Annotated in this window: 17 protein-coding genes; all 17 read right to left on the bottom strand. The window is 33.1% G+C overall.

Annotated features, from left to right (window positions below):
• Positions 1 to 50: 50 nt before the first annotated feature.
• The 17 genes from ymfI to JG553_RS03430 all read right to left on the bottom strand — a co-directional run bounded on the left by ymfI (position 51) and on the right by JG553_RS03430 (position 23251).
• Positions 51 to 755: an elongation factor P 5-aminopentanone reductase gene (gene ymfI / locus JG553_RS03510; RefSeq protein WP_000646227.1), complete on the bottom strand. Its 705-nt coding sequence runs from the start codon at positions 753 to 755 to the stop codon at positions 51 to 53.
• On the bottom strand, positions 755 to 2041 hold the full coding sequence (gene yfmH / locus JG553_RS03505; protein ID WP_000664766.1) for an EF-P 5-aminopentanol modification-associated protein YfmH: 1287 nt from the start codon (positions 2039 to 2041) through the stop codon (positions 755 to 757). The genes ymfI and yfmH overlap by 1 nt, the downstream gene beginning before the upstream one ends.
• Complete coding sequence (yfmF, locus tag JG553_RS03500) at positions 2041 to 3306, bottom strand: EF-P 5-aminopentanol modification-associated protein YfmF (protein WP_000089941.1); 1266 nt, start codon at positions 3304 to 3306, stop codon at positions 2041 to 2043. Before yfmF ends, yfmH begins: the two co-directional genes overlap by 1 nt.
• Before the next feature lie 30 nt (positions 3307 to 3336).
• Positions 3337 to 4050, bottom strand: coding sequence for a GntR family transcriptional regulator (locus JG553_RS03495; RefSeq protein ID WP_001293307.1), 714 nt, complete (start codon positions 4048 to 4050; stop codon positions 3337 to 3339).
• A 4-nt stretch (positions 4051 to 4054) separates the two neighbouring features.
• Entirely contained in the window at positions 4055 to 6424 is a 2370-nt protein-coding gene (locus tag JG553_RS03490) for an FtsK/SpoIIIE family DNA translocase (protein WP_000035767.1), read from the bottom strand.
• 255 nt (positions 6425 to 6679) lie between these two features.
• A complete protein-coding gene (gene rnjB, locus JG553_RS03485; RefSeq protein ID WP_000052590.1) occupies positions 6680 to 8353 on the bottom strand; it encodes a ribonuclease J2 in 1674 nt (557 codons plus the stop codon).
• Between the two features lie 235 nt (positions 8354 to 8588).
• Positions 8589 to 10685, bottom strand: a complete 2097-nt coding sequence (pnp, locus tag JG553_RS03480; protein ID WP_000076690.1) for a polyribonucleotide nucleotidyltransferase — start codon at positions 10683 to 10685, stop codon at positions 8589 to 8591.
• A 369-nt stretch (positions 10686 to 11054) separates the two neighbouring features.
• Positions 11055 to 11324 (bottom strand): 30S ribosomal protein S15, encoded by a 270-nt coding sequence (gene rpsO, locus JG553_RS03475; protein WP_001018328.1) that lies wholly within the window; start codon positions 11322 to 11324, stop codon positions 11055 to 11057.
• A 114-nt stretch (positions 11325 to 11438) separates the two neighbouring features.
• Positions 11439 to 12410 (bottom strand): riboflavin biosynthesis protein RibF, encoded by a 972-nt coding sequence (gene ribF, locus JG553_RS03470; protein ID WP_000864185.1) that lies wholly within the window; start codon positions 12408 to 12410, stop codon positions 11439 to 11441.
• 14 nt (positions 12411 to 12424) lie between these two features.
• The gene (truB, locus tag JG553_RS03465; protein ID WP_000282305.1) at positions 12425 to 13342 is read right to left on the bottom strand and encodes a tRNA pseudouridine(55) synthase TruB; all 918 of its coding nucleotides are present in this window, start codon (positions 13340 to 13342) and stop codon (positions 12425 to 12427) included.
• 168 nt (positions 13343 to 13510) lie between these two features.
• Entirely contained in the window at positions 13511 to 13861 is a 351-nt protein-coding gene (gene rbfA / locus JG553_RS03460; RefSeq protein ID WP_000097322.1) for a 30S ribosome-binding factor RbfA, read from the bottom strand.
• Between the two features lie 385 nt (positions 13862 to 14246).
• Positions 14247 to 16364, bottom strand: a complete 2118-nt coding sequence (gene infB / locus JG553_RS03455; protein ID WP_000043634.1) for a translation initiation factor IF-2 — start codon at positions 16362 to 16364, stop codon at positions 14247 to 14249.
• Between the two features lie 4 nt (positions 16365 to 16368).
• Positions 16369 to 16686, bottom strand: coding sequence for a YlxQ family RNA-binding protein (locus JG553_RS03450; protein WP_000020853.1), 318 nt, complete (start codon positions 16684 to 16686; stop codon positions 16369 to 16371).
• Positions 16683 to 16967 (bottom strand): RNase P modulator RnpM, encoded by a 285-nt coding sequence (gene rnpM / locus JG553_RS03445; RefSeq protein ID WP_000727423.1) that lies wholly within the window; start codon positions 16965 to 16967, stop codon positions 16683 to 16685. Before rnpM ends, JG553_RS03450 begins: the two co-directional genes overlap by 4 nt.
• Before the next feature lie 20 nt (positions 16968 to 16987).
• The gene (gene nusA / locus JG553_RS03440) at positions 16988 to 18163 is read right to left on the bottom strand and encodes a transcription termination factor NusA (protein WP_000097462.1); all 1176 of its coding nucleotides are present in this window, start codon (positions 18161 to 18163) and stop codon (positions 16988 to 16990) included.
• A 20-nt stretch (positions 18164 to 18183) separates the two neighbouring features.
• A complete protein-coding gene (gene rimP / locus JG553_RS03435; protein WP_000036631.1) occupies positions 18184 to 18651 on the bottom strand; it encodes a ribosome maturation factor RimP in 468 nt (155 codons plus the stop codon).
• 289 nt (positions 18652 to 18940) lie between these two features.
• Positions 18941 to 23251, bottom strand: a complete 4311-nt coding sequence (locus JG553_RS03430) for a PolC-type DNA polymerase III (protein ID WP_001820550.1) — start codon at positions 23249 to 23251, stop codon at positions 18941 to 18943.
• Positions 23252 to 23488 lie beyond the last annotated feature (237 nt).

The following is a 23488-nucleotide window of genomic DNA, read 5'->3' as shown; positions in this document are numbered from 1 at the left end:
ATTATAACATCAATCATAAAAACATTTGCTCATAAAAATAGTTCTATATTTTAAATATACCAAGCACCATTAACTTTCTGTATAGTTCCAGTAACACTTCTAGCATTTGGGTGATATAAATAGGCGCATGTATGAGCAACCTCACTCGGTAAAACCAATCGCTGTTGTGGTAATTCAGTTATCATTGCTTGAAGTTCATCTTCTTGCCACTCACTTGCCATATTACCGGCTACAAATCCAGGTGCGATAGCATTTACTGTCACTGATGTTAGTGCAAGCTCTTGACTAAGCGCCTTAACGAAACCTAATTGTGCACTTTTCATCGCCGAATAAATAGTTTCCATACTAGCTCCTGTCTCACCCCAAATTGATGAAATTACAATAATTCTTCCATTGGCACTTTGACGTAAAACATCAACGAAATATCTACATAATCGAATTAATTGCAAGACATTTAACTGATAACATGCATCAATATCATGGTCTTTCATATCTTGTAAAACACCATATAAAGACTGACCACTTGCATATATTAAACAGTCTAATGATTTAATGTCACCAAATGTTTTGTCAATATCAATTGTTTGAGATAAATCCGCTTGTATAAAACGAACTTTATCATCATTAAATTTGCTAGTTAATTCATTTATATCAGTACGATAATATTGCACATAAACTTCAAATCCATCAGTTAATAATTGTTTGACTATCTCAGAACCAATTGAACCAGAACCACCTAATACTAATGCTTTCATTACTTTTTAATCTCCAAACGACTATCGACTTGCTGATCTAAATTTAAATATAACGATGACGTTTCGTTAATACTATCTAACGTGATATTTTCAACAATGTCTAACATGTCAAACACGCTAACACCTTCAAAATACAATTTAGTATATTGATTAGCAATATATTCAGGTGAGTTTAAACTTGATATGAATTCACCTATAAATTGCTTTTTCAAAAGTTCAAATGCTTCTGCATCTTGGAAATTGCCTTTTTTATCACGCAACTCATCTAATAATAATTTTTTTAATTTATCTGGTTCTTCAGTAGCACTTGTCACGATTGAAAAACTATACGTCGGCTCTAGTACAAATTGATAACCAAATGTATCATCGATAAGTCCTTCGTTTAATAAATTCTGATAAAAATCTGTTTCTTCCCCAAAAATTAACTCAAAGAATAATGACATTTCTAAATCACGTTGTACATATTTTTGAGGCGCTTCTTGTAATGGTTTATTTTTAAAACCAAGCATTAGTCTTGGTGATTGAATTTTCATAGATTCAGTAACAAATGCTTCTTTAACATCCTCCGGTTCATCAACAAGTCCTCGTTCGATTTTGGGTTGGTTAACTTTATTACGAGCATCCTCGTGTTGTTTTACTATTCGACATATTGCTTCAGGATCCACATCGCCAACAACAAATAAAACCATATTTGATGGATGATAAAACGTTTCATAACATAGATACAAATCATCTTTTGTAATATCGTATATACTTTCTACACTACCGGCAATATCAACACGTATTGGATGTTGTTGATACATTGCACGCAATGTATTAAACATTAATTTATATCCAGGTTGCTCTTGATACATTTTTATTTCTTCTGCAATAATACCTTTTTCTTTATCAACAGTTTCTTTTGTAAAATAAGGCGTTTCAACCATTGTAAGTAAACGTTTAATGTTGTTTTCAATATTATCAGTTGCACTGAACAAGTAGCTTGTACGATCAAAGCTTGTAAACGCATTTGCTTGTGCGTTATCTTCAGCAAACGCAGTAAATAAGTCTTCTTCTTCTTTTTCAAATAATTTATGTTCTAAAAAGTGAGCAACTCCATCAGGTACAGTAACAAATTGGTCTTGTCCAAGGGGTTTGAATTGATTATCTAATGAACCAAATTGTGTAGTGTAAGTGACAAATGTCTTTTGAAAACCTGGTTTGGGGATAATAAATAATCGTAAACCATTTTCTAATTCTTGTTCGAATACTCTTTCGTCTATTAATTCATAATAACGCTCTTTCATTATTTATCCCCTCCTTTTGTCAACACATAGATTGTATCTAAAAATGCTTTTTCAGCAACAGAAACAATATCTTCGCGACTTACCTTCTGTATATCATTTATAAATGTTTCTTTGCTTTGTGGTTGCTCTAATAATATTTGGTTATGCATAATCTCTATAATACTTTTCGGACGATCTTCAGATTCATATCGATGAGAAATGATTACTTTTTTAGCTAACTCTAATTTTTCTTCAGTGAAATCTCCTGCTTTTATTTTTTCAAATTCACTTATAATAGTGTCTTTTGCAGTTTCGTACTTATCACTTGAAACCCCACTCAAAACAAATAAATAGCCATTTTTGCCATCAATTTGTGAATGTATAGAGTACGCTAAACTTTGCTTTTCTCGCACTTCATTAAATAAAACAGATGAAGGATCTCCTCCAAACATCATGTTAAATACAACAAAGGCAGCATATCCACTTTGTCCATATTGTGTTGGAAAACGGTATCCCATATTTAATTTAGCTTGATCCACGTCATCATATTCAACAATATAATCAACTTCTTCATCGTGTAAATGATGAGTAGAATGTTGGAATTGATGTTTATCGAATGGTTTAAGTGCAAATTTTTCACGTATTTGTTTCTCAACACTTTCAGGTTCTACATTGCCGACAACATAAACAGAACATTGATCATTATTAATCATTGATTGATATGTATGATATAGTGTTTCAGCAGTAATATGTGGGATTTGTTCTAGTTGTCCTGTAGATAAGTATTTATATGCTTCATTTTCAAACATATGGTCGAGTAATTTTAAAAACGAATATTGTGCTTTATTATCTACCATTGCTTCTATTTTTTTGGCTAATAATGTTTTCTCTTGGTTAACAAAATTATCATTGAATGCTTTATTTTCAATTAATGGATTCCAAATGATTTCTTGTAATAAATCTAATCCTTGATTAAATAATGATTCACCGTTTCTTAAATAACGTTCATTAACAATTTCTAATGAAAATGTAATGACATGCTGATCTTTGAATTTTGAAATTGTACTATTCACATACGCACCATATAAATCGGCTAAGTGATTATTAAACGACTTATCGGTTGGCCATTTCTTAGTTGCTCGAACTAATAATTTGCTTAATAATGATCTAGCTGTTATTGTGTCATATTCTAAAGGTGCCATAAATTTAAAAACTATAGTAGTTGTTTTAAATTTAGTTGTTGGTGAAACTTTGATATGTATATTTGGTTGAGATTGTCTACTCAAATATATAGCCTCCTCTATATCTTCTTACATCTATATTTTTCTAGTGATTTTAAATTGAACTAAGCTATTTTTCATATAATTTAATGAATACAAAATAGGTTCATCTGATTCATTATAGTGCGTAATTTTTAATAAAATCAAACCTTCGTGTGGCGAAGCATTCAGTACTTCGGATATTCGAGGTTCATAATTTACCGCTTCAATTTCTGTATCAGCATAACAAATATTATGATTACTTTGTTCTTTTATCGCACTTAGAATCGATCCATTGCTCATTTGATACTCTGTACATGTTAATTCTTTTTTAGCAATTTTATCTAAACAATAGACGACCGGTTCTCCATCGGCAGTTCGTAATCGTTCTATAATGGTTACTGGATATCCTTCTTCAACGCTCAACAAATTTGCATCTAACATAGTTGCTGGTTGCTCATCAAAATTTAAGTATTCAGTTCCGCATTCAAATCCTGCATTTTTAATCATTTGCCCAATACTTATAAGTTCATTCAATGGATAAAAGAAAGGGGGCAGTGACTTAACACTTGTGCCCTCTTCAAAATTATCTTTAATGACTTGTTCAGTAATCAATGCCTGAATTGCTTCATAAACATCGTCGGTTTTTACATTTAATTCTCTGGCAATTGATAAATTACTTGGAAGTTGGTCACCATATTCCAATTTATTTTGCTTAATCAAATTTAAAATGTATTGTTTAACGTTATATACCGCATTCATTTCTGACATTTTTTTACACCTCGTCATTATTAAGATCTATTAAAACTTGTCTAGGCTTGCTTCCTTTTTGTGGACCGATTACCTGATTGCGTTCTAAATCATCCATCAACCTAGATGCTCTATTATAACCAATTCTAAATTGGCGTTGTAACAATGATGTACTTGCCTTTTGTTGTTCAACAACAAACAAATACGCTTCATCATATAAAGCATCTTCACTTTTCATTTCCGATTTATCCACTGGTGCATCTGGTTCCATTTCTTTTACATAATTTGCCTGTTGTTGTTCTACTACATAATTTACAACATCTTGCACCTCTTGGTCACTTAAAAACGCCCCTTGAATACGTGTTTGTGATGAGTCACCATTTCCAACGTATAACATGTCACCTTTACCAAGTAACTTTTCTGCGCCGCCAGTACCAATAATAGTTCTTGAATCTGTTTGAGAACTCACAGCAAAAGCTATTCTAGATGGAATATTATTTTTAATGATACCTGTAATTACATCCACAGAAGGTCTTTGTGTCGCTACAATTAAATGTATACCTGCTGCACGTGCCATTTGTGTAATACGTTGAATCGCATTTTCAACTTCTTTACCAGCTACCATCATTAAATCTGCAAGCTCATCTACAATAACAACGATATAAGGTAATTCTGGTTGCTTCTCATCTAATTCTTGATTTTGCTTACGGATTAATTCGTTATAACCTTTAATGTTTCTAGTTGATGAATGTTGGAATAAATCATAACGTCTTTCCATCTCAGCTACAATTTTTTCTAAAGCTTGAGCAGCTTTATGAGGATTTGTAACAACCGGAATTAATAAGTGTGGAATTCCGTTATAAACATTTAGTTCAACCATTTTCGGATCGATTAACATAAGTTTAACTTCATGCGGCTTAGCATTTAATAAAATACTTGTAATAATACCATTTATACAAACAGATTTACCACTACCCGTCGATCCTGCCACCAATAAGTGTGGCATTTCATTTAGTGGAACAGTAATTGGATCACCTGATATATCTCTTCCTAATCCAACTTCTAGTTTATTATTAGACGGGAATTTTTCATCTAAAACTTCTTTTAGTGAAACTAATGAAATTTTCTCATTTGGCACTTCAATACCTACTGCAGAACGACCAGGTATTGGCGCTTCGATTCTAACATCTTTTGCTGCTAAAGCTAATGCAATATCATTATGCAAGTTTACAATTTTACTCACTTTAACCCCTTGAGCTGGTTGAATTTCATATTGAGTTACTGCAGGACCAATTTTAATTTGTGTCACTTTTGCATTTACCCCAAAATCTTTTAATGTATTCTCTAGTACTTGTCCTTTACGTTGCACTTCAGCTTTAGATGTTGCTTTTTGTTTTGCAGGTTGATTAAGTAAAGTTAACGGTGGAACAACATACGATACATTCGTAACTTCACCAGCTTCTTCAATAGTGTTTTCACTTTCAACACTGTTATGAGTTTGTTCTGTTAATTGTTCTTGCTGATCTGCTTGATGATGATTTACGATGTTATTCGAACTATTCTCTGCATCAAACACTCGTTTTTTTCGACTTGGTTGACTCTGGCTTTTACTTTCATTTTCAGTATGCCCATAAATTGGAATATCTCTTTCTTGAGGCACTTCCGTAAAATCACTCACATCTTTTATTTGTGGCTGTTCATTTTGACGTGCCTTTTGTTCTTCTTTAAGTCTTGCTTTTTCTTCACGCTTCAATTGTTTTTCTTGGTTTCTTTCCGACATTTTTTCATTAAATGAACCAAACCAAGCTTTTATATTTTCCAGTGCAACTTTTGCAACTTCACGATGTTGATGGTTTGTTAATAAAATAACACTTGAGCATAATAATAAAATAGTAATAATACATACACCAAATAATGAAATTAAAGGTACGCTTAACTCTAATAAATAAAAGCCTAATACACCGCCACCAAAATTTGGGAAATGACTGTGTTGGTATGACTGATACACATAAGAAAGTACAGGTTCTCTTTCAGCTTTGATACCACTATTAAAATGAAAAACTAACTGTGATACAAATAGCAATGCAATTTGCAATACAATCGAACCAGCCGTTCGTCTAGTTTTAGGAATACGTTTAGAGTATGTAATAAAACCAGTTGCTAAGAGTACTAAAATATATGTTAAATATCTACTGTACCCAAATAAATAATTAAAGAAGCTGTCAATTAGACGACCTATTATTCCTAATTGGAAAACACCCAACACCATTAATACAACTACTAAAATAGCTATGACATAACGTATCGGATTATCATTCTTCTTTTTCCTCGAATTTGTTCTTTTTTTTGATGTTGTTTTTTTCTTAGCTGTCGATTTCTTTTTTGCTTGTGCCAATTGACGCACCTCCTTATGTTGCCTTAGTTAAAACGACGTTATTATATATAATTTCCTATTTGATGTTTAGAATATGTAGTCCAAACAGACGATGAAAGAGGTTAGAACAATATCATCTATGTATCAATTTACTTAAGATAACAGATTAATCGTTACCCCTTCAATTGACTATCATAAAATATAAGTAAATTGTCCATGACAACCATTATATTTCAGTGACTTGTTCTGACCTCTTTTATGTTAATGACTTTTTGATTAAATTTCAGAAATTACTGGAATAATCATAGGACGACGTTTTGTACTTTCGAATAATAGTTTACTAATTTGATCACGCATATTTTGTTTAATTTCAGACCATTCTATGCGTTTTTCTTGTAAACCAGCCTCTACTATTTCACGTACTTTCTCTTCTGCTTCACGTAATAAGTCTTCACTTTCACGTACATATACAAACCCACGAGATTGAATTTCAGGTCCCGCAGCTATACGTCTATTTTTAGGATCTAACGTTACAACAGCAATAAAGATACCATCTTCTGCTAAAAGATGACGGTCTCTCAACACGATATTTCCTACATCCCCAATACCAATGCCATCTATTAAAATATTTCCTGAATTTACCTTTTCATTTAATATCATATCTTTACCGTTGTAATTAATGACATCTCCTTTTTCCACAAGGAAAATCTTTTCTGGTGCAACACCTGCTTCAGCTGCTAGCTTCGCATGTGCTATCTGCATTTTAAATTCACCTTGTACAGGAATAAAGTATTCAGGTTTCATAATATTAATCATCATTTTTAATTCTTCCATGCAACCATGACTTGAAGCATGAATCTTTTTGTTATTTGGAATAATATGTGCGCCAGCACGTACAAGCTCATTTAATGTATTCGCAATGATAACTTCCATATTAGCAGAAGCCGTAATTGCTAAAAATACAGAATCGCCTTCTTCGATATTCATAATTTTATGCTTATGTTGCGCCATTTGACTTAAGGCTTCTACAGGTTCTCCTTGCATACCAGTAGCTATAATTATCACTTCATTTTTAGGATAATTATCAACTTCTGTTATAGGAATTAGCAAATCTTTAGGAATGTCGAAATACCCCATTTTACGAGCAATATTAAATGAACTTTCAAGTGATCTTCCTAAAAATGACACTTTACGATTTAGCTTGCTAGCAATATTTAAAACTTGCTGAATACGTATAAAGTTCGAAGCATAACATGAAACTATCAAGCGACCTCGCACTTTTGCAAAAGCATCATACATATGATGTTCAATCACATTTTCCGGAGTATTATATCCAGGTTTCTCTGCCTCAGTAGAATCACTGATTAAGACAAATACGCCTTCTTCACCAATCTCTGCCATACGTTTAATATCTGGTGCATAATGTCCATGTAAACTTTGGTCAAACTTAAATTCACCTGTATACACAATGGCACCATATGAAGTGTGAATACAAACACCTAAACTATCAGGAATACTGTGTGTCGTATTAAAGAAACTAATATTCACGTTTTTGAATCTCATAATTGAATCATTATTAACTGTATAGTAGCGAACTTTTTTATCAATATTACGGGCTTTCATATTTTCTTTAATTAACGCTATTGTCAATTTAGATCCATATACTGGTGCATCTAATTGTTCTAAAACATAACTCACTGCACCAATCGCGTGCTCATGTCCGTGTGTAAGGAATATACCCTTCAATTTATCTTTATTTTCAAGTACGTATGAAATGTCTGGTATAACAATATCAATACCTAGCATTTCGTCTTCTGGAAACATAAGTCCAGCATCTAACATAAACATTTCATCGTCTACTTCAACGATATACATATTTTTAGCAATTTCGCCAACACCGCCTAATGGTATAATGCGAATATCTTTATTCTTTTTCTTTATTAAACTCAAAATCTTACCTCCTAAATTTGTTACCCGTCCATATATAAACTCACTATTCATTATAAGTTAAAAAACACTTGATGTACACTATTAATCACTATACATACAGGATAATTAACAGTTGCACACAAAATAATAAAGCGTTTTAAAATGTTCAATACAACAAATTCAAAACGGGTCACTTCGTAAAAAGTGGCATAAAAAAATCACATGACGATACATTGTCGTCATATGACTTTAAATATTATTCTTCTAATGCTCTATGTGAAGCATTTACTCGACCTTGTTTATCAATTTCAGTAATCTTAACTTCAATTGTGTCACCGATTTTTAATACATCTTCCACTTTTTCAATTCTATTTTTTGAAATTTGTGAAATGTGAAGCAACGCATCTTTACCTGGGAATAGGCCTACAAACGCACCGTATTTTTCAATACGTTTAACAGTGGCTTGATAAGTTTGACCTACTTCCGCTTCACGTGTAATTTCCTCAATGATTTCACGAGCACGATTTATCATAGCTTGATCAACAGCACCAATAAAGATAGTACCATCTTGTTCAATATCTAATTTAACACCTGTTTCATCAATAATTTCGTTAATTTTTTTACCACCAGGTCCGATAACATCTCTAATCTTATCTGGTTTAATTGTCATAGTTACAACTTTTGGCGCGTAAGCACTTAATTCAGTACGTGGTTGATCAATTGTTTGTAACATATGATTCATTATTTCTAAACGACCACGTCTCGCTTGTTCTAGAGCCTCTTCGATAATTTCACGCGTTAAACCGTCAATTTTAATATCCATTTGGATTGCTGTAATACCTTCTTTAGTACCAGCGACTTTAAAGTCCATATCACCTAATGCATCTTCCATACCTTGGATATCAGTTAAAATCGTATAGCTATCTTCACGTGTAACAAGGCCCATAGCAATACCAGCAACTGGTGCTTTAATCGGTACGCCCGCATCCATTAATGCTAATGTTGATCCACAAATTGACGCTTGAGATGATGAACCATTTGATTCAAGTACCTCACTTACAATACGAATTGTATATGGGAAATCAGCAGTATCAGGAATAATATATTTTAATGCTCTTTCACCTAACGCACCATGTCCAATTTCACGACGACCTGGCGCACGTACTGGACCAGTTTCACCTACTGAAAAATTCGGGAAGTTGTAATGATGCATGAATCTTTTTTCTTCTTCAGGTCCTAAACCATCAATTAATTGATAATCGCCTAAAGCACCTAATGTTAAAACTGAAAGTGCTTGAGTCTGACCACGTGTAAATAGACCTGAACCATGCGTTCTAGGTAAAATACCAACTTCAGAATCTAATGGACGGATTTCATCAGGTTTACGGCCGTCTGGTCTAATTTTTTCATCTGCAATTAAACGTCGAACTTCTTCTTTCACTAATTCATTTAAAATTGCATAAACTTCTTTAATAAGTAATTCATTCTCTGGATCTTCTTCATCGATAAATTCATTGACGATTTCTTCTTTTAAGTTATCAAGATTTTCATCTCGTTGTTGTTTATCAAATGTTAAAACTGTTTCTTTAAGTCCTTTTTCTTCGGTTAAAGATTTTACACGTTCAACTAGCGCTTCATCACGCTCTGCTGGAATAAATTCTTGTTTAACAGGTTGAATGTGGTCGACGATTTGTTGTTGGAAATCAACTAAACGTTGAATCTCTTCATGACCAAAGAAAATCGCCTCTAACATTTCTTGTTCAGTAATCTCACTAGCGCCTGCCTCTACCATGTTTACCGCATCTTTATGACCAGCTACTTCAAGGTCTAAACGAGAAACTTCTTTTTCTTCTACTGTTGGGTTAATGATATATTTACCGTCAATATAACCCACATTTACACCGGCGATTGGCCCTTGGAATGGAATATCCGACACACTAAGCGCCATAGATGAACCAATCATTGCAGCCATTTGTGGTGAACAATCAGGATCTGCACTTAATACCATGTTCATAATTTGAACATCATGCTTATATCCTTTAGGGAATAAAGGTCTAATTGGTCTATCAATTAATCGCGCAGTTAATGTTGCATCGTCACCAGGACGTCCTTCTCTCTTTTTAAATCCACCAGGAATTTTACCCGCAGCGTACATTTTTTCTTCATAGTTCACTGTTAATGGGAAGAAATCTCCATCACGAGGTTCTTTTGATGCAGTTGCCGTCGATAACACGACTGTATCTCCATAACGAACCAATACAGCGCCATTTGCTTGTTTAGCTAATTGCCCTGTTTCAATCGTTAAAGATCTTCCTGCCCATTCAGTTTTAAAAACTTTCTTTTCTTGAGACATTATAAATCTCCTCTCTTGAATCTAATAGTTATATCATATCATTTATTATCGTATTTTAATATTAGTTATAAAATATTGAATTGGAAAAAAAGAGAGCGGGATATCCATCTATTATTTACAAAATAGACTTATCGTCCCACCCTTATCAGTATAAATATAAGTTATATTTTTTAAAAAAACATACTTTATTTTTAATATCTTGATTATTACTCTAGGTGTACTTATATCATCTTTATCTCATTGTAACCTTATTATTCACTCAATATTAGCTTAACATATAATAAATGTTAATATTTGTAAAAAGCTTTTTTAATATAAATTAAGGTTGGAACATAAATATGCCCCAACCTCAAAGACGTTATATTAAGATTAACGACGGATACCAAGTGATTTAATTAATTCACGGTAACGTTGAATATCTTTACTACGTAAGTAGTTTAATAAATGTCTACGACGACCTACCATTTTTAATAATCCACGACGTGAATGGTGGTCTTTTTTGTGTGTACGTAAGTGTTCGTTTACTGCGTTGATTTCTGCAGTAAGTACAGCGATTTGTACTTCTGGTGAACCAGTATCAGTTTCGTGTACACGGTATTCTTTAATGATTTCGTTTTTACGTTCTTGTGAAATTGCCATAATCAATTTCCTCCTTAAAATGTTTGAATACTCCTTAATCCGAGTTAGGCGTTGGAGATTCGACCTACTAAGAAAAAGGTGTGGTATAGATTGTTTATATAACTATACGCAACTCTAGATATTATAAGCTACTTCATCACCAAAATCAACTGCTAATAAATATTTAGCACGCGATTTATCATCGTTCATTTGTTTAACTAATGGGTCGATACCATCAAATTTAATCTCAGGACGTAAGAAATGATGCCAATTCACGGTCACTCGTTCACCATAAATATTATCCTCAAAGTCAAAGATATTCACTTCGATGACAACTTCTGCTTTGTTAGGATCATGAAATGTTGGCTTTACACCTATGTTAGCTACCCCTCGATATAATTTATTTTCAGTGCCGATTTCAATACTAACAGCATAAACACCTTTACGAGGTAACAAATAATCATCACTAGGTTGAATGTTAGCTGTTGGGAAGCCAATAGTTCTTCCCCTTTTTTCACCTTGCACTACAGTGCCTTTAATAGAATATATATAGCCTAAAGCATCATTCGCTTTTTGCAACTCACCATTGATTAAATCTTGACGAATAGAAGTTGTAGAAATTTTTTCATTTTCAATTTCTTGTTTACTCACAATTGTCGTATTAAACGCATCATATTCTTGAAGTACAGTCATATTACCTTTTCCAAATTTACCAAAAGTAAAATCAAAACCAGCAATGACTTCTTTTACATTATTTTTAATTATATAATTTTCAACAAAATCTTCTACGCTCACATTAGCAAACCTAGATGAAAAATTAACCACTATACAATAATCAATATCATGTTGGCTAATTTTTTCGATTTTATCTGAAAGTGGCGTTAAATACGTTGTTCGTTTTCTTTTAGGATTCAACACGACAGACGGATGCGGATCAAATGTCATCACCGCTTTTTTTAAACTGCGTGCCTCAGCTATTTCGTTTAATATATCAAAGACTTTGTCATGACCTTTATGCATGCCATCGAAAAATCCGAATGCCATTGCAACATCCTCTGTAATATACTGTTTAGATTGTATAGGATGTGTCACTTCTATGACTTTCATAAATTCTATCTCCTTTAATTAAAGACTTTTTTAGGTTTAATTTCTGATTCTTTTGTAGGGTGTACCATATAAATTGCTAATACTTTTTCTGAATCATCATCAATAAATACAATTTGGTCTTTAATTTTGTTATCAAATTCATTTTTATTAAATTTCTGCCCATTTAAAATACGTTTTTTTATGTGCGAATCTTTAATTTTAATGCTTGGCAAACCCTTTAATCCATATTCTAAAGGAAACAATTTATTTTGCAATGAATCCTGCTCATGAAGTTCTTTTATTTGTTCTAATGTAAGGCTATCTTTCAACACAAATCCACCAGACTCGATTCGTGTTAATTTCGACATATGTGCCGGAAAGCCTAATTTCACACCAATATCAGTTGCTAGCGTTCTAATATATGTACCTTTACCACAGATGACGCGTATTTTAAAATGACACTCATTTTCTTTAAAATCTAATTCAGATATACGCCCAATGTCTTTAATATTAACTTTACGCTTTGGTCTTTCAACTGTTTCATTATTACGCGCATATTCATATAATTTTTTACCATTTACTTTGACGGATGAGTACATCGGCGGAATTTGTTCAATGATACCTTTAAAACTTTCTAACAATCGGTCAATATCGTCCTTATTAAAATCTGCTGAGTGTACACCTTTTGTTTCCAATGTATCACCCGTTTGATCTTCAGTCGTTGTACTTCTTCCTATCGATACAGTTGCTTCATAAGCTTTGCCCATATCCATAACATAATCACTAACTCTCGTTGCATTACCTATACATACCGGTAACACGCCTGCAACTTCGGGATCAAGCGTACCCGTGTGACCTATTTTTTTAGTTTTTAATATTTTACGCAATTTGAATACAACGTCATGACTTGTTAAACCGCGCTCTTTATATACTGGTAATATCCCATTATACATATAGTCACCTTCTTTTTTAAAATATATTTTAATAGCGTATCAACTAAATTTATTCATAAAAAAACTGGAAAATGTTAACTATTTCTACACATCTATGTATTAACTGTTTAATGTTAATATACCGATATTAAGAAATTATCAAACATTTTCCAGATACCTAACACTAAATTATCTATCTTGTTTGTGTAAATCTTGAATCATTCGTTCAATTTTATTACCATATTCGATTGATTGATCATATTCATACATTAATTCCGGCATAATACGTAATCGCATTCTAGAACCTAATTCAGACTTAATGAAGCCTTTTGCTTTATCAAGTGCTTTAAATGTATTTTCTACTTCTTTATCGTTACCTAATACAGTTAAAAATACTTTAGCCTGCGATAAATCATTTGTTAAAACAACATCTGTAATTGTAATAAAACCAACTCGAGGATCTTTGACTTTATTGTTGATGATATCCATTAATTCCTTCTTCATTTGTTCACCAACACGCTCTGCTCTCATACTGCTCATTCTTGTCACCTCTTTATCTTTAAGTTCAATTGTTATTTGCATTTTTTAGTGTAACAATGCTTAAACAATTATTTTAGCTCACACGTTATTTTAATAAATTAAGCCTATAAAATCAAATAAAGTTTGCCGTAAGATAGGCATTTCAACAGAAAATTTTCCAATAATAGTCGACATTATATTTTGTCATTAAAAATCATTCTAGGCCACCACAAAATTTTATACAAAATCATGTCCATATAACGTAACTTTTAATAGGTAATCTATTCTAATAAAAAACCAAAAGCTAGTATCAAATATGCTCCCTATAAAGTAGACACTTAAAAAGTGCAATATTTATAGGGAGCATATCAATCTTAACTATACTTTTAGCTTGTAATTTATTTAATTAACGCTTAATTTCAACCATTTCAAATGCTTCGATAACATCGCCTTCTTTAAGGTCATTGTAGTTTTCAATTGTAATACCACATTCATAACCTTTTGCAACTTCCTTAGCATCATCTTTGAAACGTTTAAGTGTATCTAATTCGCCTTCATATTGAACAATACCATCACGAATAATACGTACACCAGCATTTCGCGTAATTTTACCTTCAGTAACATAACATCCAGCAATAGTACCAACTTTAGAAACTTTGAATGTTTGACGAACTTCAGCTTGTCCGATAACTTGTTCTTCAAATTCTGGATCAAGTAAACCTTTCATCGCTGATTCAATTTCTTCGATAACATTATAAATAACTCTGTGTAAACGCATATCAACATTTTCAGCTTCTGCAGCACGTTTTGCACCACTGTCTGGACGAACATTGAAACCAATGATAATACCATTTGAGGCATTAGCAAGTGTCACGTCTGACTCATTAATTGCACCAACCGCTGTATGAATGATACGAACATTTACGCCTTCAACATCAATTTTCATTAATGATGCAGCTAAAGCTTCAACAGAACCTTGAACATCACCTTTAATAATAACGTTTAAATCTTTCATTTCACCTTGTTTCATTTGTTCAAACAGGTTATCTAATGAAACATTTTTACTTTCTTGACGTTGTTGTATAATGCTAGCTTCGTGTCTTGATTCACCAATACGACGAGCTTGTTTTTCATCACTAAATACAACAAAGCGATCCCCAGCTTGTGGCACATCATTAATACCTGTAATTTCAACAGGCGTTGATGGACCAGCCGTTTTGATTCTTTGACCTAAGTCATTAACCATTGCACGGATACGGCCGTAAGTATTACCAACTACAATCGCATCACCAACATTTAATGTACCGTTTTGTACTAATAATGATGCAGAAGGACCACGTGATTTATCTAATTCAGCTTCGATAACTGTACCAACAGCACGGTTTTTAGGATTTGCTTTAAGTTCTTGAACTTCTGCAACTAATCCTATCATTTCTAATAAATCGTCGATACCATCACCACTTAATGCAGAAAGTGGAACGAAAATTGTTTCGCCGCCCCAATCTTCAGGAATTAAACCATATTCAGTTAATTCTTGCATAACTCGATCAGGATTTGAAGTTGGTTTATCAATTTTATTTACTGCAACAATAATTGGTACTTCTGCTTCTTTAGCATGGTTAATTGCTTCAATTGTTTGTGGCATAACACCATCGTCAGCTGCTACTACTAAAATAGTAATATCTGTTACTTGTGCACCACGCGCACGCATCGTTGTAAATGCAGCATGTCCCGGTGTATCTAAGAAAGTGATTTTTTTGCCATCGTTTTCAATTTGATATGCACCAATATGTTGAGTGATTCCGCCTGCTTCACCTGCTGTAACTTTTGTATGACGAATTGAATCTAATAAAGTCGTTTTACCATGGTCAACATGTCCCATAATTGTTACAACTGCTGGTCTCTCAATTGCCTCTGGATCATCTTTTTCGTCTTCGAAATAGATTGATAAGTCTTCTTCATTAATCACAACTTCTTCTTCAACCTCAACGCCATAATCATCGGCAATTAATTCGATTGTTTCTTGATTTAATGATTGATTGATATTAGCAACAATACCAAGTAAGAATAATTTTTTGATAATTTCTGATGATTCAACATTTAATTTATCCGCAAATTCGCCTACTGTAATACCTTCTTGATATGTCACTTTTGATGGTATTTCTTTTGGAGCAGCTGGTTGATTTTGTGGTTTATTATTCTTGTTATTTTTCTTATTATTTCTATTATTCTTTTTATTGCCTTTGTTGCCTTTATTATTTTGTTGTTGATTCTTTTTGTTATCTTTTTGTTGCCCTTTATTTTGGTTTTGATTGTTTGATTTTTGGTGATTATTTTGAGTGCTTTGTTTATTGTCGTTCTTTTGTTCTTTTTTGAACTTTTTATCTAATGCTTTAATTTGGTCATCTTCCAAAGCTTGCATATGATTTGAAACCTCAATATTCATGCTTTTTAACTCATCTATAATCTCTTTACTCTTTAGATTTAATTCTTTCGCATATTCGTAAATTCTTTGTTTACTCATATAATCACTCCTTATGATATTCATCTATCATTGATAGCAACTTTTTAGCAAAGCCTGGGTCAGTAATCCCTACATTAACACGCTCACCTTTTCCAAGTGCTATTCCCAATTCATTTCGATTTCCAAACTTTCTGAATGGAACTTTGTAACTCTTACATTTATCTGTAATTAATTTAGCTGTATTATCAGACGCATCATTTGCAACAATAACGAGCTTCAAATTTCCTTTTTTAATCTCATTAACAATGACTGATTCACCTGTTTTTACTTTACCAGCTCTCATTGCTAATCCTAAAAAGTTTAATATTTGATCTATACTCATTTTGGGATCTCTTCTCTATAAATTAATCTAATAATTTCTTTGTAAACAGGATCCAATTGCTCTTTAGATGCTTTAAAATATTTTTCTAAAATTTCTTTTTGTTGTGCTTTTTCAACCATAGCAACATCTTTAGAAACATATGCGCCACGGCCTTGTTTCTTTCCAGTAACATCCGCAAAGATTTCGCCTTCTTTATTAACAACAACACGAATCATATCTTTTTTGGGATGCATTTCATTTGAAAGAATACATTTTCGCATCGGAATTTTTTTCTTTTTCATAGATACTTCACTCCAACCTATTATTCAGATTCTTTCTCTACATTTGTTTCAACTGAAACATCATTTACCTCTTCGGTTGATTCTGTTGTGTCAGCATCTTCTAAAGCAACATCTTCTTCAGTTACTTTTTCAGCTTCAACTACTGGATAGATACCCGCTTCACGCGCATCTGTTTCTGATTTAATATCAATTTTCCAGCCGGTTAATTTAGCAGCTAGACGTGCGTTTTGTCCTCTTTTACCAATCGCTAATGACAATTGATAATCAGGAACAACAACTACTGTAGATTGATTTGTTTCATCAACAATAACTTCTAAAACTTGAGAAGGGCTTAAAGCATTTTTTACAAATACTTTTGGATCTTCATTCCATTGAACGATGTCGATTTTTTCACCACCTAGCTCTTCAACAACAGCTTCAACACGTGCGCCTTTAGCACCAACACATGCACCAACAGCATCTATATCATTGTTTTCAGAGAAGACACTAATTTTAGAGCGATCGCCAGCTTCACGTGCTACTGATTTAACAATTACAGTACCATCGTAAATTTCTGGAACTTCTTGTTCAAATAAACGTTTTAATAAACCTGGATGGCTACGAGAAACATAGATTTGAGGACCTTTTGTCGTTTGTTCCACTTTGTTAACATATACTTTGATACGTTCGTTAGGAATATATTTTTCGTTAGGACTTCTTTCTGCTTCAGATAAAACAGCTTCGATACGACCTAAATTCACATATACATAACGATGGTCAACACGGTCAATAATTCCAGTAAGTATGTCTTCTTCTTTGTCTATAAATTCTTCAAATAAAATTTCACGTTCAGCATCACGAAGACGTTGCATTACTGCTTGTTTCGCTGCTTGAGCACCTACACGACCAAAATCTTTAGGTGTTACATCTTCTTCGTATATATCACCAATTTCATATGCAGGGTTTTTAACAAGCGCTGTACTTAAATCCACTTCATCTCTGTCGTCAAATACTTCTTCAACAACATCTTTACGAGCGATAACTTTGAAAGTACCTTGATCCATATTTAATTCCACACGGACATTTCTTGCACTATCATAATTCTTTTTGTATGCAGTAATTAAAGCTGCTTCAATAGCATCAATTAATACTGCTCTAGGAATCTTCTTTTCTTTTTCTAAATACTCAGTAGCTAATAATAATTCATTACTTGACACGTTTTTTCCTCCTCATCACGTTAAATCATAACTGCGTGACGTGCTTTTGCTATTTTGTCTCTCGGTATCTCTATATCTTTCGTTCTTGCTTTGATTTTAACTTGTACTACAATTGTTTCATTATTGACTTCTTGTAAAATGCCTAACCATTCCTTTTCACCTTCAATTGGTACATATAAAGAAACAAATACAGGTTTAGTTATTGCATTTTGGAAATCTTGTTCTTTTTTAATTGGACGTTCTGCACCAGGTGACGCTACGTCTAAATAATACATTTCAGGAATAGGATCATTTGCATCCATAGCTTCACTTATTTTTTCAGAAGCTAGCGTACAATCATTTAAATCTACGCCACCTTCTTTATCAATAGAGATTCTAAGAAAATGATCTCTACCCTCTTTGACATATTCAACGTCTACAAGTTCAAAATTCAAGTCTTCCATAATTGGTTTAACAATCACTTCTACTTGTTCTGTAATTTTACTCATACAGGCCTCCCTTTTTGGCAAATAGAAAAGAGCGGGAATCTCCCACTCTTCTGCCTGAGTTCACTAATTTTTAAGCAACTTAATTATAGCATAAGTTTATGCTTGAAACAAATGACTTCACTATTAATCAGAGATTCTTGTAAAAGTTTGTTCCTTTATTTCACCATTACATTTGAATAGACTCGTAAGACATTGAAAAGAAATACGGGCATAATTTTGTGTCCAGCAACAATTTTGTATTTCTTTGACTACGCCATACGCATTAAATAAATACCTTGATTATTTCATTTTACATATCAAATATCGAAAGTTGAGCTTTATCTGGTAAATTCGGTAATGAGCCTAACTCATCTAAATACTCAATAATTTTCTGAGATAATCCAGCTTTTTTGTTTAAATCTTCTTTTGATAAAAATGGGCCATCGTCACGAGCTTCAACAATTCGTTTCGCAACGTTTTCGCCAAGCCCAGGCACTGATATGAACGGCGGAATAAGTGTATCGCCTTCAATGATAAATTCGAACGCCTGACTCTTTTCTAAACTAATCGGTTGCATTCGATAACCTCGATGCGCCATTTCATTCATAATTTCCAAGACTGTTAATACGTCTTTTTCTTTTTTACCTAGATCCATATAGCGAGAATACATGTCTTTTACAGTATTTCGAATGCTTGTTTTATCTTTAATCATCGTGATTAAATCAAAGTCTGACGCACGAATTGTAAAGTAAGATGCATAGTAATAAAGTGGATGATGTACTTTGAAATATGCGATACGTACTGCCATTAAAACGTATGCTGCTGCATGGGCTTTAGGGAACATGTACTTAATTTTAAGACATGAATCTAAATACCAATCTGGCACTTCATTTTCTTTCATCGTTTCAATCATTTCTTCAGTTAAACCTTTACCTTTACGTACTGACTCCATTATTTTAAAAGCCATTGATGGTTCTAAACCAGCATACATTAAATAAACCATGATATCATCACGACAACCAATTACACTTGATAAATCACATATACCGGTTTTAATTAATTCTTGAGCATTGCCTAACCACACATCTGTACCATGAGATAATCCTGAGATTTGAACTAATTCAGAAAATGTTGTTGGCTTTGTATCTTCTAACATTTGACGCACGAATCCTGTACCGAATTCTGGTACCCCAAATGTACCTGTTTTACATAAAATTTCATCTTCAGTAACACCCAAACTTTCAGGTGTACTAAATATCTGCATAACTTCTTTATCATCTACAGGTATTGTTTTTGGATCAATTCCTGATAAATCTTGAAGCATACGAATCATTGTTGGATCATCGTGTCCAAGTATATCAAGTTTTAATACATTATCATGAATAGAATGGAAATCAAAATGTGTCGTCATCCATGCTGAATTTTGATCATCGGCAGGATATTGTATCGGCGTAAAATCATAAATATCCATGTAATCAGGTACTACAATAATACCCCCTGGATGCTGTCCAGTTGTACGTTTAACACCTGTACATCCTTTAACGAGTCGATCTATTTCAGCACCTCTTTTGTGGATACCTTGATCATTCAAATAACCTTTAACATAACCAAAAGCAGTCTTTTCAGCAACAGTACCAATTGTACCTGCACGGAATACTTTATCCTCACCAAATAATACTTTTGTGTAGTTATGGGCATTCGGTTGATATTCACCACTAAAGTTTAAGTCGATATCAGGAACTTTATCTCCCTTAAATCCTAAAAATGTTTCAAACGGAATATCTTGTCCTTCTTTAATAAGTGGCGCTCCACAAGTTTCACACGTCTTATCAGGTAAATCAAATCCTGATCCTACTGAACCATCATTGAAAAATTCACTCGTTTTACAGTTCGGACAAATATAGTGTGGCGGTAACGGGTTTACTTCAGTAATCTCAGTCATTGTCGCTACAAAACTAGAACCTACTGAACCACGGGAACCAACTAAGTATCCATCATCTAATGATTTTTTAACTAAACGTTGCGAAATTAAGTAAATTACCGCAAATCCATTACCGATAATACTTTTTAATTCTTTTTCTAATCGATCAATTACGATTTGAGGCAGGTCTTCACCATACAGTTTACGCGCATTTGCATAACTTAGTTCTCTAATTTCTTCGTTAGCACCTTCCATACGCGGTGTGTATAATTCATCTTTAATAGGAACAACACGTTCAATTCGATCTGCTAATTCGTTTGTATTTTTCACAACAATTTCATGCGCTTTTTCTTCACCTAAAAAATGAAACTCGTTTAACATTTCATCTGTAGTTCTAAAATGTGCTTCCGGTAAAGTTGAGCGATTAAGTGGATTGCCGGGTTGTGATGCTATTAAAATTTTACGTGCGATACCATCATGTTCAAACAAATAGTGTGCATTTCCTGTCGCAATAACAGGTATACCCGCTGTGTCACCTGCATGTATTAAACGTTGATAAATTTCATGTAATGTTTCAGTATCTCTAATAAGCTCTCTATCAATTAAATCTTGATAAAGTGCCGGTGGTTGAATTTCAATAAAATCATAATATTTGGCAATTTTTTCAACTTGACTCTGGTCCTTCTGCATAACTGCCGTAAATAATTCACCTTCATCACACGCTGTACCTACCAATAATCCCTCACGATATTCATCTAACAATGAACGTGGAATTCGAGGTGTACGGTAGAAATACTTCACCAATGATGCACTTACAATTTTAAATAGATTTTTAAGACCTTGTTGGTTTTGTACAATTAATGTGACATGACTAGGTCTTGCACGTTTATATGCATCTTCATTACTGAGTTTTTTGTTGATTTCGTTATGATTTAATACGCCTAATTCTTTCATTTGTTGAACCATTTTTATGAAAATGTAAGCTGTTGCTTCTGTATCATAAATGGCACGGTGATGTTGCGTTAATTCTACGCCATATTTTTTAGCCAAGAAATTCAAACCATGTTTACCATATTCAGTATTAATCGTACGAGATAATTCTAAAGTATCGATAACACCATTCGTTGATGGTCCAAACCCAAGACGTTCATATCCCGTATCGATGAAGCCCATATCAAACGAAGCATTATGCGCTACGAATATCGCATCGCCAACCCATTCTTTAAACTCTGTAAGTACTTCTTCAATCTCAGGGGCATCTACTAACATATCATCAGTAATATGCGTCAAATTGATAATCGTTTCCGATAATCGTTCATGCGGATTACTAAACCTTTCAAACTTATCGATGATTTCACCGTTATGAACTTTCACAGCTGCAAGCTCGATGATTTTATCATACTGATTTGATAAACCAGTTGTCTCAACGTCGAACACAACATAAGTAGCATCTTTTAATACGACATCTTGTGGTTTGTATGCAATCGGAACACCATCATCAACTAACATACCTTCCATACCGTATATCATTTTAATGCCATGTTTTTCCGCTGCTGCGTGAGCATCTGGAAATGCTTGCACAACATTATGGTCTGTAACCGCAATGGCTGGATGTCCCCAGTCTGCTGCCTGTTTAACATACGCACCAATATTGGGTATACCATCCATTTGGCTCATTGCAGTATGCAAGTGGAATTCTACACGCTTTTCTTCAGCCTTATCTTTTTTTGTCGCTTTTTTAATCTCTTCAATATCAGACATCATCATAACTAAATCTCTAATAAATGTATCTTCTTCAATACGACCTTGAGCCCTAACCCATTTACCAACACTTAGCGCTTTAAAATGTTCTAAATCATCTTTGTTTTTACGAGTAAACATTTTTAAAACTAAAGAGTCCGTATAGTCAGTCACTTTAATTTCTACGATATGGCGACCACTTTTAAGTTCTTTTAAGTTTATATCAAAAATGACACCCTCTATTGCAACTTTAAACTCTTCCTCAATAATAGATTCAATTGGTTTAATATTTTCAATTTGAATCGGCTTACCAATTTGACACTTATCGACAGCACTTTCGTTGTTATCTTGTTGTTTCGCTTTTTCAGCTTTCATTTTTTCAAGTTTCTCTGTTGCCAATCGTGCACTTTGTTCGTCTTCTTCTTGAATATGTGCTTCTAAAGAAGCTAAGTTTTGTTCTTGATCATTATCATTTGTTTCGAATATGATTTTATCGATATCAAAACCACAATTTCTAAACGCTTTGATAAGACTTCCATTACATGCCTTATCAAAATGATTACGTTCAATGTCATTTGATACCATTACTTTTAATACTTTTCCAGACATAATAAGCTTTTTCTGTTTCAATTGACCTTTAACTTTTGGAGATAAAGCTGTTTGGTCAATACAGTGCCCAAAGTATTTAATTGCATGTTCATCTTGATTCGTGCCATTTGTTACCGTAAAACGACATGTAACGTTGGCGATATCTTTAAACTCTTGCTCTATTGCATTTATAAATAATAAATAATCTTCATGAGCTAAGAATTGTGGTAATGTAATATGAAATTCCCATGTTCTGTTTTTGTTAGAAACATCTATACGTGTCAGTTCACCTGAATTTAAAATTTCAGCATCTAATTGATTTGAAATTTTAATTTGATCAGCAAGCACTTTAAATTTTTGTTGCTCTGTCATTGCCAAGACAATTACCACCTTAAATAGAAATTACTTTTACGTGTTCGAACAATATTTAGATTATGTGAGCATAGTAATGATAGAAAATTAAATGCTTTATATTTGGCTAATCATTATATTGTTAAAACAAATTTATCTTTAATTATACTATGTCTTCAGTCATTTTTCATCGAATAATCATTATATCAAAAATAATAAGAGCAGGACATAAGCATCAGATTTCTTTCAGCTTTTTCC

Origin of the sequence: Staphylococcus sp. T93 (genome assembly GCF_016743875.1) — a bacterium.
Classification (GTDB): domain Bacteria; phylum Bacillota; class Bacilli; order Staphylococcales; family Staphylococcaceae; genus Staphylococcus; species Staphylococcus aureus.
Note: the sequence above shows the minus strand (reverse complement) of the source record. Positions and strands in the feature narration are given on the sequence as shown.